The organism is Burkholderia sp. JKS000303, assembly GCF_002563755.1.
Classification (GTDB): domain Bacteria; phylum Pseudomonadota; class Gammaproteobacteria; order Burkholderiales; family Burkholderiaceae; genus Burkholderia; species Burkholderia anthina_B.
Genome location: NZ_PDBZ01000001.1, coordinates 1,775,185 through 1,787,608 on the forward strand (window position 1 = coordinate 1,775,185; position 12,424 = coordinate 1,787,608).

The following is a 12,424-nucleotide window of genomic DNA, read 5'->3' on the forward strand; positions in this document are numbered from 1 at the left end:
GATCGGGCGTATCACCGGTCAGCTTCCGATCGCTCCGGCTCCGCCGGCACCCGCCGGTTTCATCGCCGACCCCCGCCCGATCCTTACAACGCAGACCCTCATTTCGAGACTGCCGCGCGCCGCTTCATCGGCGCGAGACGCACGTGCGGCGCGGGAACCGTTGTTCCAGGGCGACAATCGCGCATTACCGGGCATTTCAATTTCTTTCAGCGTGTGCACTCGTCTTATGATTCTGCCCACATCGCGCGCGCCATGAACGCCCGCGATCGCCACCCGGCTGCGCACGCGGCCGGTCATGAATGGAGACACCTACAAAAAGGAAAGCTCATGAAGCAGACCACTCGACTCGCAGCCATCGCAGGGGGCGCGGCCCTGGCCTTCGCCAGCCAGTACGCAGCAGCACAAAGCTCGGTCACGCTGTGGGGCGTCGCCGACGCCAGCATCCGTTACCTGACCAACGCAAACGCCAAGAACGACGGCCTGCTGTCGATGACCAACGGTGCGATCACCAACAGCCGCTTCGGCATCTACGGTACGGAAGACCTCGGCGGCGGCCTGAAGGCCCTGTTCAACCTCGAGAGCGGCGTGAACCTGCAGAACGGCGCATTCGCCGACAGCGGCCGCCTGTTCAACCGCGCAGCGTACGTCGGCCTGCAGAGCCCGTACGGCACGGTGACCCTCGGTCGCCAGAAGACCCCGCTGTTCGACCTGCTGTCGGACACCTACGATCCTCTGACGGTCGGTAACTACCTCGAAAACGCGTGGCTGCCGGTCGCACTGGGCGGCGGTCTGTATGCGGACAACCAGATCAAGTACACCGGCAAGTTCGCGGGCCTGACCGCGAAGGTGATGTACTCGACGGGCACCAACTACGAATCGACCGGCGCGGGCGGCTTCTCGGGCCAGATCCCGGGCTCGCTCGGCAAGGGCAATGCGTGGGGCGTGTCGGTGTCGTACGTGACGGGTCCGCTCAGCATCGCGGCCGGCGCGCAGCAGAACAGCGACAACTCCGCACGCAAGCAGACGATCTACCACGCGAACGTCGTGTACGCGTTCAGCAAGGCGAAGGTCTATGCGGGCTACCTGCGCTCGAAGGACGACACCGGTTTCGTCGACAGCCTGCTCGCGCAGCAGTCGATTCCGGTCTCGAAGGGCACGGGCCGGATCGACGATGGTCCGTTCGCGGGCGTGAGCTGGCAGGTCAGCACGCCGCTGACGCTGACGGGCGCGTTCTACTACGACCATATGCGCAATGCGATGACCGCGAACGGCACGCTCGCGAGCGGCAACCGCTACGCGATCGTCGGCATCGCCGAATACGCGCTGAGCAAGCGCACGGAAGTCTACGGCACCGTCGACTTCAACAAGACGAACGGCGCGGCGAACGTCGAACTGCCGGGCCGCAGCAACCAGACCGGCATCGCGATCGGCCTGCGCAATATCTTCTGACGAACGTCGGCATTCGTGTGCGGGCGTCGGCCCGGCGCACCTCGAAGAGGCTCCTGCGGGAGCCTCTTTTTTTTCGTCACGCGAGCTTCATGCGCGGGGGCGACTATTCAGCGATCGCTCCATCGGGAAAGGCTCGCCCGTAAGGCATCCGTCGGGATTCCAGAACATACTTTGACAGTGCGCGCGAAGTGTTTCCGCTACGCTGCGTGCATGATCCGCCGCGTGCCGCAACGCGCGCGCGGACGTCGTTCCGGAGCGCGCGTCGCGTGCGGCCGGCCTGGTGCGTAACTTGTGTATCCGGTGATGACAAACACGGTCTGCCGGTTTTTTTCGTGGGACGATGCGCTCACGATTTTCTTGAAAGGGGATGACGATGGGTATCCTGAACACCGTGGGTGAAATCGCAGGCGCAATGGCAGCCGTCGAAGGCGCGGAAAAGCTGGATCCGGATGCGGGCCTGCTGACCAAGGCGGCGGCAGCGGTTGCCGGCTTCAAGGGTGCCGAAGCACTCGAAGGCCTGGTCGAAAAGAAGGATGAGCAGCCCGAACAGGCTGCGGACGATACGCAGGCGACGGACGGCAGCGACACGTCGCAGGCATGAGCATGGCGGCTGGTCCCGCCGAGGGTGCGCGATTCGCGCGCCCGGCGGACCGGTGCCGCGCGGCCGGCAGGCCGGGCATGTGGTCGATCGGTGACGCATGGCACACCCGGCAGCTGGTTTGACCGGCGAGAGGCAACGTCTCTCGCCGTTTTTTATGGAGCGTGCGCCGTGCCGCGCCACGTTCCGCACGAATTCCGGAATCTTGCTATCGTGCCGTCATCCGAACTGCGATGAGGGCTTGCAATGGATTTCGACTACGACCTGTTCGTCATCGGGGCCGGCTCCGGCGGCGTGAGGCTCGCCCGGATGTCGGCGTCATACGGCGCGCGCGTCGGCATCGCGGAAGAAGAGCAGATCGGCGGCACCTGCGTGCTGCGCGGCTGCATTCCGAAGAAGCTGCTGGTCTACGCATCGCATTACCCGCACGAGCTCGAGGACGCGAAGGGCTTCGGCTGGACCTTCGGCGCCGGCACGCTCGACTGGCCCGCGCTGATCGCCGCGAAGGATCGCGAGATCAACCGGCTCAGCGATATCTACATCAACCTGCTGCGGCAATCGGGCGTCGACATGCACGCGGGGCGCGCGACGCTCGTCGACGCGCATACGGTTGCCGTCGGCGACCGCACGATCCGCGCCCGCCACATCGCGATCGCGACCGGCTCGCGCCCGTCGCTGCCGCCGCGGCCCGGCATCGAGCACGTGATCACGTCGCGCGAGGCGTTGTCGCTCGCGACGCTGCCCGCACGCATCGCGGTGGTCGGCGGCGGCTATATCGCGGTCGAGTTCGCGGGCATCTTCAACGGCTTCGGCAGCCAGGTCGATTTGTTCTATCGCGGTGAAAAGATCCTGCGCGGCTTCGACGACGACGTGCGGCACTTCCTGAGCGACGAAATGACGAAGCAGGGCGTCACGATCCACGCGCGCGCGGTGGTCGAATCGATCGCACGCGCGGACGACGGCACGCTTTCGGTGCGCGTCGGCGATGCGCAGCACGGGCCGTACGACGCGGTGCTCTATGCGACCGGCCGCGTGCCGAACGTCGACGGGCTCGGGCTCGAACGCGCGGGCGTGCTGCTCGATGCGCGCGGCGCGATCGCGGTCGATGCGTATTCGGCGACGTCGGTCGCGTCGATCCATGCGATCGGCGACGTGACGTCGCGGCCGCAGCTCACGCCGGTGGCGACGCGCGACGGCGCGCTGCTCGCGCGCACGCTGTTTGGCGGGGCGCGTGTCGCGGCCGACCACGACTACGTGCCGTCGGCCGTGTTCAGCCAGCCCGAGGTCGCGACGGTCGGCCTGAGCGAGGCCGATGCGCGTCGCGTGTACGACGGCATCGACATCTACCGCACGTCGTTCAAGGCGCTGCGTCACACGCTGTCGGGGCGCGACGAGCGCACGCTGATGAAGCTCGTCGTCGCGCGCGACAGCCAGCGCGTGATCGGTGCGCACATGGTCGGCCGCGATGCGGGCGAGATCATCCAGGGCATCGCGATCGCGATTCGCGCGGGTGCGACGAAAGCGCAGTTCGACGACACGATCGGCATCCACCCGACCGCGGCCGAGGAGTTCGTGACGATGCGGCAGAAGGTGGCGGACTAGCGTGGTCGTGGCGGCGCGCCGCCGCGACGTCACGCTCAATGCATGCCGAACGCGTCGAGCAGCCGATACCAGCTCATCGCGAGCACCAGCGCCGGCGTGCGCAGTGCCGCGCCACCCGGAAAATCGCGATGCCGGATCTTGTCGAACAGGTCGAAGCGGCTCGCCTGTCCGTTGATCGCCTCGGCGATCAGCTTGCCCGCGAGCGCGGTCGTGTTCACGCCGTGCCCCGAGAAGCCCTGCGCGAAATACATCGTTGGCGCGACGCGCCCGAAGTGCGGCGCGCGGTTCATCGTGATGTCGACGAAGCCGCCCCATGCGTAATCGACCTTCACGTCCGCGAGTTGCGGGAACGTCTTGAGCATGTCCTGCCGCATCGCTTCGGCGAGATTGCGCGGCGGCAGTGTCGAATAGCTGACCTTGCCGCCCCACACGAGCCGCGTGTCGGGCGCCGGCCGGAAATAGTCGAGCACGAAGCGGCTGTCGCAGACGGCCGCGCGCGCGGGCATCAGCGTGGCGGCGCGCGCTTCGCCGAGCGGCTCGGTCGCGATCACGTAGGTGCCGACCGGCATGATCTTCTTCGATAGCGCGGGGGCGAGCGTGCCGACATAGGTGTTGCACGCGAGCACGACGAAGCGCGCGCGCACGTGTCCTTGATCGGTCTCGACGACGTGGCCGCCCGCGACGTCGCGCACGCGCGTCACGCAGCTGTCCTCGTGGATGCGCACGCCGGCGCCAGCCGCCGCGCGCGCAAGGCCGAGCGTGTAGTTCAGCGGATGCAGGTGGCCGCTGTCGGGGTCGTACAGGCCGCCGCGATAGCGCGCCGACTGCACGTAGTCGCCGATGGCATCGGCTTCGACGAAATGGAACCGGTCGTAGCCGAAGCGCTTCGCGGCCTCGTCGCGCCAGCGCTTGAGTGCATCCGCGTCGCGCTCGGTGTTCGCGGCGGTCAGGTAGCCGGGCACGAGCGCGCAGTCGATGTCGTGCTGCGCGATGCGCGACTTCACGAGCGACAGCGTTTCGAGCCCCATGTCCCAGATCCGCTTCACGTCGCCTTCCGGCATGAAATTGCCGAACGTGTCGATGTCGCACGCGAAGCCGCCGATCAGCTGGCCGCCGTTGCGCCCGCTTGCCGCCCATCCGACCCGCGACGCCTCGAGCACGGTCACCGAGTGGCCGCGCTCGGCGAGGTTGAGCGCGGCGGACAAGCCGGTGAGGCCAGCGCCGATCACGCACACGTCGGCGTCGGTTGCGCCGGCGAGCGGCGCATGGCGGGTCGTATCGTTGACGGTCGCCGCGTAGTACGACGCGACGTGCGGCTGGTTGGCGAATGTCTGCATGATCGGGAAAACAGAGAAAGAGGGCTCAGAACAGCTCGCGCACGCGGTGATACAGCATCCCGAGTTCGAGCGCGGGTTGTCGCCACGCGTCGCCGCCGGGAAAGCGCCGGTGGCGCAGCCGGGCGAACAGGTCGAACGCATGCGTGTCGCCGGCGATCGCGCCGGCGACCGTGCGGCCGGCGATGCCGGTCAGCGCGACGCCGTGTCCGCTGAAGCCCTGGACGTAGAAGAAGTTGGCGTCGAGCGCACCGAAGTCCGGCGCGCGATTGCGCGTGACGTCGACGAAGCCGCCCCATGCGTGGTCGACCCGCACGTCGGCGAGTTGCGGGAACACGCCGACCATGCGCTGCCGGATCGTTTCGGCGAGCGTGTCGGGCGACGCGCCGGCGGAGTTCGCGCGGCCGCCGAACAGCATCCGGTGGTCGGCGGACAGCCGGAAGTAGTCGAGAAAGAAGTTGTTGTCGCACACCGCTTCGCGCTGCGCGATCAGCGCGTCGGCGCGGGCGCGGCCGAGCGGTTCGGTCGCGATGATGTACGACGCGATCGGCGCGATGCGCGCGGCGGTCGCGGCCGGCAGCACGCCGCCCGGGCCCGCGTTGCAGCACGATACGACGAAGCGGCAGCGCACTTCGCCCGACGGCGTGCGCACGACGGGGCGCGTGCCGCGCACGACGTCGAGCGCGGGCGTGTGAGCGTAGAGTGCGACGCCTTCGCGGCGCGCGGCATCGGCAAGGCCGAGGCAATACTTGAGCGGATGCAGGTGGCCCGACAGCGGATCGTAGACGCCTGCCAGATAGCGCGTCGACGCGATGCGCGCGCGGATTTCGGCGGTGTCGAGCCACGATAGCGACGGATGACCCCAGCGCGACGTCGCCGCGTCCATCCAGGTGCGCAGATCGTCGATCCGGCGCGGCTTGGTCGCGACCGTCAGGTAGCCGCGCGTGAAGTCGCAGTCGATGCCGTAGCGCGCGATGCGCTCGGCGATCAGCGCGACGCCGTCGAGCGACAGCGACCAGGCGGCGCGCGCGCCGTTCGCGCCGAGCTGCCGTTCGATCACCTCGTCCTTCGCGAACCCCGTGATCGCCTGGCCGCCGTTGCGGCCCGATGCGCCCCAGCCGGGCCGGTGCGCGTCGATCACGGCGACCGACAGCCCGCGCGAGCGGCATTCGAGCGCCGTCGACAGGCCCGCGAAGCCCGCGCCGATCACGCACACATCGACGTCGATCGTCTCGTCGAGCACAGGATCGTCGACCAGCGCTCGCGTGGCCGTCGCTTCGTAGTACGAGTCGCGCGCGAGCGCGTCGGCGCGGCGGGTGAAAGACTGCGTCATCAAACCGACTCCCTCGAAGACGGCCGGCGCCGGTGCGCGATGCACCGCCATCCGGCCGGATGAAACGGCGCGGGACACCGTGCGTGCGGCACGGCGTCCCGCGCGGCCAGCGTCAGAACGAATAGATGAACTGCGTCGCGAGCAGGTCGTTGGACTTGCTGTACGAACCGTCGTCGCGCAGGAACACCTTGTTGTTCGCCCAGTCGTGCCGGTATTCGACCTTCACTGTGATCTGCTGGGTCGGATAGAACAGTAGGTCGAGCGCGACGTCCTGACGGATCGCGCCCTTGCAGTCGAAGCCCAGGCCGCCGTTCGCCTTCGACGTCGCGAGGCAGTTCGCATCGACGCCGAAGCCGTTGTACGGATCCATCCCGTTGCCGTTCAGCGCGATGCCGCCACCGCCGCCGCCGTTCTTGCTGTTGACCAGCGCATCGTAGCGCAGCGTCACACCCATGCGACCGACCACCGGCGCGTTGAACTTGCGGTGCGCGAGCAGCGACAGACCGTACCATTGCGCCAGGCCGCCGTTGTACGCCGCATGCTGCTGCTGGCCATAATCAAGCTCTGCGTTGTACTGAATATCGGCCAGCGTGTAAGTTGCGTCGGCTTCCGCGAAGAAGAACGTGCCGTATGCGTTCGGTGCCGCGCCGCCCGGGCCATAGTGTACGTTGCCCTGGTCGTCGATCGCGCTCGACAGCGTCTGCCGGCCGATGTTGAACGACGCGCCGAGGTCGAGCGCGCTGGACCACGTATAGTCGGCGCGCGCGGTGAAGGTCGGCACCTTGTTGCTGGTCGTGATCGGATCGCCGAGCGCGTTGGTGCCCGTCTGCGTGACCGAGCCGTACGTGCGGTACTGCTCGTTGCCGACGAAGAACTTCCACGCCCAGTTGCCCTTCGTGTAGTTCGCGCCCGCACCGATGTAGCTGCCCGGATCCGAGAAGTCGTACAGCAGGTTGTGCGTGAGCGTGAGCATCTGGTTCGACTGCTGCACCTCGTAGCCGCCGAAGCTCGGGATCAGGCCGGCGACGAGCGTCGTTTCGGCGGTGATCGGCACGTTGACGACCGCGGTGTTCAGCAGGTTGTCGGTGATCGAGCCGCGCGAGTTCTGCAGCAGCGTGATGCCGTTGCCGCGGTTCGGCATCAGCGTGATTTCGGCCGACGGCGCCATCGGGCCGACGCCGAAGGTCTTCTTGATGTCGAGGTAGAGATCGCCGAACGTGCTGTTGAAATAGTTGTACGCGTTCTCGTGGTTCGCGAACAGGAACGACGACGTGCCGGCCGCGCGGTTGTAGATGTAGGTCGGGTCGATGTAGCCCGTCACCGACAGGCCCGCGAGCGGTCCGGTGTTGGCCGCGTCCGTCAGCGAATCGACCTTCAGCTGCTGGTTCGCGATCTGCTGCTTCATGTCGCTGACTTCGTCGTTGGTCAGCGTGGCTTGCGCACGGCCGTAGTCAGGCGACGACGGATCGGTGGCCACGACGGCCGGCTTCGCCGCGGCACTCGTGCCGGCCTGCGCGAGCGGGGCGCCGCCCGGCTTCGCGGTGAGCTGCGCCTGCATGGCCTTCATCTGCTTCTGCAGTGCCGCGACCTGCGCCTGCAGCGCCTTGATCTCGGCGGATGTCGAGTCGGCCAGCGCGATGCCCGGTAACGCGCCGGCCACCAGCAGGCAGATCAGTTTCTTCTTCATTGCGAATTCTCCTTGTCGTGCGCCTGTCAATGTGCGGTTCGGTGGCGCGCCGCATCCCGCGGCGCGCCGGTCTTGTTGTCAATGGATAGGAAAGAGGGGATTCAGGCCGCCGCGAACGCCGCCTTCAGGTCGGCCACACGACGCCGCTCGCGCGCGATCATGGCCTGGTTCACGACGATCACGCCGATCGTCACGGCCGAGATGAACAGCGTCGCCAGTGCGTTCATCTCCGGGTTCAGCCCGAGCCGCACGCGCGAGAACACCACCAGCGGCAGCGTCGTCGACCCCGGCCCGGAGAGAAACGCCGACAGCACCAGATCGTCGATCGACAGCGTGAACGACAGCAGCCACCCCGACAGCAGCGCCTGCGAGATCAGCGGCAGCGTCACCACGAAGAACACCTTCAGCGGCGTCGCGCCCAGATCCAGCGCGGCCTCTTCGAGCGACTTGTTCATCTCCTTCACGCGCGACTGCACGATGATCGCCACGTACGACACGCAGAGCATCACGTGACCGATCCAGATCGTCACCATCCCGCGACCCTTCGGCCAGCCGAACATCTGCTCCAGCGCCACGAACAGCAGCAGCAGCGAGATCCCCTGGATCACCTCCGGAATCACCAGCGGCGCGTTGATCATCCCCGTGTACAGCGTGAAGCCCCTGAAGCGGCCGAAGCGCGCGAGCACGAAACCGGCCCACGTGCCGATCACGACCGATGCGGTCGCGGTCAGCAGGCCGATCTTCAGCGACAGCCACGCCGCGGTCAGCAGCTCGTCGTCCTGCCACAGCGCCGCGTACCACTTCAGCGAGAAGCCCGACCACACCGTCACCAGCTTCGACTCGTTGAACGAGTACACGATCAGGCTGATGATCGGGATGTACAGGAACAGAAAGCCGAAGGCGAGAACGCCCGTCGACAGCGGTTTGCTCGGCTTGATCATTTCGCTTCCTCCAGTTCCTTGACCTGGTAGTACTGGAACAGCGCCATCGGCACCAGCAGCAGCAGCACCATCGCGACCGTCACCGCGGACGCCATCGGCCAGTCCATGTTGTTGAAGAACTCGTCCCACATCACGCGGCCGATCATCAGCGTGTCGGCGCCGCCCAGCAGCTCCGGAATCACGTACTCGCCGACCGCCGGAATGAACACCAGCAGGCTGCCGGCGATGATCCCGTTCTTCGACAGCGGCAGCGTGATGCGCGTGAACGCGACCCACGGCTTCGCGCCGAGGTCGTACGCGGCCTCGAGCAGCGTCAGGTCCATCTTCACGAGGTGTGCGTAGAGCGGCATCACCATGAACGGCAGGTACGAATAGACCATGCCGATATAGACGCCCGCATCGCTGTGATACAGCCGCAGCGGCGTGTGGATGATGCCCAGCGCGATCAGCGCGTGGTTCAGCAGGCCGTCATCCTTCAGGATGCCGATCCATGCGTACACGCGGATCAGGAACGACGTCCAGAACGGCAGCATCACGGCCATCATCAGCACGTTGCGTCGCGCCGGCTCGGCGCGCGCGATGTAGTACGCCATCGGGTAGCCGATCAGCAAGCAGAGCAGCGTCGACACGGCGGCCATCTTCAGCGAGCTGAGGTAGGTCGCGATATACAGGTCGTCCTGCAGCAGGAACGCGTAGTGTCCGAGTTGCAGCGCGAAGTGCACGACGCCGTCCTTGAACTCGACGAGCGACGTGTACGGCGGGATCCCCATCACCTGGTCGGCGAAGCTGATCTTGAACACCAGCACGAACGGCAGCGCGAAGAAGACCGTGAGCCACAGGAACGGCACGCCGATCGCGACGCTGCGGCCCGACGGCAGGAAGCGCGACAGCAGCGCGAAGCGGCCCGGGCGAGCGCGGCCCGAGCCGGCGCTTGCGGCGCCGGTCGACACCGGCGCGGACGGAGTGGAAGCGGAGGTTCTCATCATGTCGTCCTCACTGCGTCAGCACGACGCCGCTGGCCGGCGACCACGACACGAACACGTCGTCGTTCCACGACGGCGCGCTGTCATGCATCAGGTGCGAGCTGGACAGGTTCGACACGACCGTCTTGCCGCTCGGCAAGCGCACGTGATACAGCGAGTAGCTGCCCATGTACGCGATGTCGGTCACCACGCCGCGCGCCCAGTTGTGCTGCGAGCCGGGCTTGTCGCGCGACACCTGCACGCGCTCCGGGCGCACCGAGATGCCGACCGGCATCCCGAGCGGGCCGGACACGCCGTGGCTCACGTACATCCTTGCTTCGAGATCGTCGCTCTCGACGAAGATGTGGTCGGGCTCGTCCTCGACCACGCGCCCTTCGAACAGGTTCGTCGAGCCGATGAACTCGGCCGAGAAGCGGCTGTTCGGGTATTCGTACACTTCGCCGGGCGAGCCGATCTGCACGATCTTGCCCTCGCTCATCACCGCGAGGCGGCTCGCCATCGTCATCGCCTCTTCCTGGTCGTGCGTGACCATCACGCAGGTCACGTCGACCTTCTCGATGATGTTCACGAGTTCGAGCTGGGTCTTCTGGCGGATCTTCTTGTCGAGCGCGGACATCGGCTCGTCGAGCAGCAGCAGCTTCGGGCGTTTCACGAGCGAACGGGCGAGCGCGACGCGCTGCTGCTGGCCGCCCGACAGCTGATGCGGCTTGCGCTTCGCGTACTTGCTCATCTGCACGAGCGCGAGCGCATCGGCCACGCGCTCCTTGATCTCGTTCTTCGGCGTGCCTTCCTGCTTCAGCCCGAACGCGACGTTCGACTCGACCGACATGTGCGGGAACAGCGCGTACGACTGGAACATCATGTTCACCGGGCGGCGGTACGGCGGCAGCGACGCGAGATCTTCACCGTCGACGAAGATCTTGCCGGAGGTGGCCGTCTCGAGCCCGGCGAGCATGCGGAGCAGCGTCGACTTGCCGCAGCCGGAGCTGCCGAGCAGCGCGAACAGTTCGTTCTTCGCGATCGTCAGGTTCACGTTGTCGACGGCCGTGCTGTCGCCGAATTTCTTCACGACGTTTTCGATGCGCACGAACGCGTCGTTCGTCGAACGGGCCGCGGCGGCCGGTTGGGTATGGCGTGCGGCAGCGGAAGAGGGTATCGATTGCATGGGAGTCACCATTCGTTCTTCACGGATTGCAGGCGTGAGCGTCCCCGCACGAGGCGCGCAACGCGACTCGCGGACAACGGCTCGTGCCGGATGGAACAGGGGTGCGCGGTGTGCGCGGGCGGACCTTCGTCCGCGGATCCCGGGCGGGCAGGCGTTCAGCCGATGCCTGCGCCGCCGTGACGGGTTGCGATCAGTGGCCGGTCTTCAGTTGCGCCCACAGACGGTTCTGGAGGCGCAGGATGTCGGCCGGCATCGGCTTCATCAGCACCATCTTCTTCAGCACGTCTTCAGGCGGGTAGACCGTCTGGTCCTGTGCGACGGCCGGCGTGACGAACTGGTGCGCGGCCTTGTTCGCGGTCGGGTAGAACACCGTGTTGGTGATCGCCGCGTTGACCTTCGGATCGGACACGTAGTTGATCCACTTCATCGCGGCCTCGGGGTGCGGTGCATCCTTCGGGATCACCATCACGTCGAACCACAGCAGACCGCCTTCCTTCGGGTTCGAGAACTTGATGTCGTACGAGCGCTTCGCTTCGGCCGAGCGGCGATGCGCGATACCGACGTCGCCCGACCAGCCGAGCGCGACGCACACGTCGTTGTTCGCGAGGTCGTTGATGTAGCCGGACGAGTTGAATTGGGTGATGTACGGGCGGACTTTCTTCAGGACTTCGAAGGCAGCCTGGTAGTCGGCGGGGTTGGTGCTGTTCGGGTTCTTGCCCATGTATTGCAGCGTCGCGGCGAACACGTCGACGGCCTGGTCGAGGAACGACACGCCGCAGCCTTTCAGCTTTTCCATGTTGGCAGGGTCGAACACCAGCGCCCAGCTGTCGACCGGCGCCTTGTCGCCGAGCGCCTTCTTCACGGCCTGCGCGTTGTAGCCGATGCCGTCCGTGCCGTACGCCCAGGGCACCCCGTACTGGTTGCCCGGATCCGCGTCGCCGATCATCTTCATCAGCAGCGGATCGAGGTTCGCGAGGTTCGGGATCTTCGATTTGTCGAGCTTCTGGTACACGCCTGCCTGGATCTGCTTGGCCATGTAGTTCGAGGTCGGCACGACGATGTCGTAGCCCGAGCTGCCTGCCAGCAGCTTCGCCTGCAGCGTGTCGTCGCTGTCGTAGTTGTCGTACTTGACGTGGATGCCCGTCTGTTTCTGGAAGTTCGGGATCGTGTCCGGTGCGATGTAATCGGACCAGTTGTAGACGTTCAGGTCTTCGGCGTGTGCCGACGGACTGGCGACCGACGTGAACGCAGCCACTGCGGCAAGGGCCGCAACGGAACAGGCTTGGCGAAGAAAGCAGGCACGCATGGTGGAATTCCCTTGGGTTATGGTGG

The 12,424-nt window shown here is 66.4% G+C and carries 10 protein-coding genes; 3 read left to right on the forward strand and 7 right to left on the reverse strand.

Features of this window, described 5'->3' with window-relative positions:
- Positions 1-327 precede the first annotated feature (327 nt).
- The 3 genes from BX604_RS08610 (at position 328) to gor (ending at position 3,649) form a co-directional block, all read left to right on the forward strand.
- A complete protein-coding gene (locus tag BX604_RS08610; protein ID WP_096508518.1) occupies positions 328-1,449 on the forward strand; it encodes a porin in 1,122 nt (373 codons plus the stop codon).
- 373 nt (positions 1,450-1,822) lie between these two features.
- Entirely contained in the window at positions 1,823-2,050 is a 228-nt protein-coding gene (locus BX604_RS08615; RefSeq protein ID WP_098552766.1) for a hypothetical protein, read from the forward strand.
- Between the two features lie 243 nt (positions 2,051-2,293).
- Positions 2,294-3,649: a glutathione-disulfide reductase gene (gor, locus tag BX604_RS08620; protein ID WP_098550374.1), complete on the forward strand. Its 1,356-nt coding sequence runs from the start codon at positions 2,294-2,296 to the stop codon at positions 3,647-3,649.
- 35 nt (positions 3,650-3,684) lie between these two features.
- Here gor and BX604_RS08625 read toward each other — a convergent pair whose 3' ends face one another.
- The 7 genes from BX604_RS08625 to BX604_RS08655 all read right to left on the reverse strand — a co-directional run bounded on the left by BX604_RS08625 (position 3,685) and on the right by BX604_RS08655 (position 12,398).
- The gene (locus BX604_RS08625; protein WP_098550375.1) at positions 3,685-4,986 is read right to left on the reverse strand and encodes an NAD(P)/FAD-dependent oxidoreductase; all 1,302 of its coding nucleotides are present in this window, start codon (positions 4,984-4,986) and stop codon (positions 3,685-3,687) included.
- Between the two features lie 25 nt (positions 4,987-5,011).
- Complete coding sequence (locus BX604_RS08630) at positions 5,012-6,316, reverse strand: NAD(P)/FAD-dependent oxidoreductase (RefSeq protein WP_098552769.1); 1,305 nt, start codon at positions 6,314-6,316, stop codon at positions 5,012-5,014.
- Between the two features lie 112 nt (positions 6,317-6,428).
- Complete coding sequence (locus tag BX604_RS08635; RefSeq protein ID WP_098550376.1) at positions 6,429-8,003, reverse strand: DUF3138 family protein; 1,575 nt, start codon at positions 8,001-8,003, stop codon at positions 6,429-6,431.
- A gap of 101 nt (positions 8,004-8,104) precedes the next feature.
- Positions 8,105-8,944 (reverse strand): ABC transporter permease subunit, encoded by an 840-nt coding sequence (locus tag BX604_RS08640; protein ID WP_098550377.1) that lies wholly within the window; start codon positions 8,942-8,944, stop codon positions 8,105-8,107.
- Entirely contained in the window at positions 8,941-9,927 is a 987-nt protein-coding gene (locus BX604_RS08645; protein ID WP_098552773.1) for an ABC transporter permease subunit, read from the reverse strand. Before BX604_RS08645 ends, BX604_RS08640 begins: the two co-directional genes overlap by 4 nt.
- A 10-nt stretch (positions 9,928-9,937) precedes the next feature.
- On the reverse strand, positions 9,938-11,092 hold the full coding sequence (locus BX604_RS08650) for an ABC transporter ATP-binding protein (protein WP_098550378.1): 1,155 nt from the start codon (positions 11,090-11,092) through the stop codon (positions 9,938-9,940).
- A gap of 190 nt (positions 11,093-11,282) precedes the next feature.
- Entirely contained in the window at positions 11,283-12,398 is a 1,116-nt protein-coding gene (locus BX604_RS08655; RefSeq protein ID WP_098550379.1) for a polyamine ABC transporter substrate-binding protein, read from the reverse strand.
- Positions 12,399-12,424: the final 26 nt, after the last annotated feature.